The 542-nt window shown below is 63.8% G+C and carries 1 protein-coding gene; it reads left to right on the top strand.

The genetic code is table 11. From position 1 onward, the window contains the following. Positions 1-78 precede the first annotated feature (78 nt). A partial coding sequence (locus tag Q673_RS23335; RefSeq protein ID WP_023005072.1) for a transposase occupies positions 79-542 on the top strand: 464 nt, incomplete at its 3' end.

Genomic DNA, 542 nt, shown 5'->3' with positions numbered 1-542 from the left:
CCCCCAGTGTCAGGATGACTGTCGTGCCCTCTGATACCCTGTTCCTATAAACCGATCAGGGGGCGAAAGGAGACACTCATGCCTCGTTACTCAGAGGAGCGCCGGCAAGCCGTGGTCACCAAGCTGCTGCCTCCCCACAACCTCTCCCCGCAGGTGATCGCGGAGCAGGAAGGGATCTCGCTGGGCACCGTCTACACCTGGCGCAAGCAAGCCCGCGCCGAGGGACGTTGCCTGCCGGACGCGCTGGGCAAAGGCACCGATGGCTGGTCGTCCAAGGACAAGTTCAACGCCGTGCTTGAAACCGCCTCGATGAATGCTCAGGAGACCGCGGAATACTGCCGCCGTCGGGGCATCTTCCCCGAACAGCTGGGGCGGTGGCGGCATGACTGCGAGCAAGCCGCCAGCCTCTCGCACTCGGAACGCCAGCGTGAAGCCGACGAGGCCAAGCAACAGCGCAAGCGCATCAAGGCGCTGGAAAAGGAGCTCGCCCGCAAGAACGAGGCCCTGGCGGAGACCGCAGCGTTACTGGCCCTCAGAAAAAA

Source organism: Halomonas sp. PBN3, assembly GCF_000475415.1.
Classification (GTDB): domain Bacteria; phylum Pseudomonadota; class Gammaproteobacteria; order Pseudomonadales; family Halomonadaceae; genus Halomonas; species Halomonas shengliensis.
Note: the sequence above shows the minus strand (reverse complement) of the source record. Positions and strands in the feature narration are given on the sequence as shown.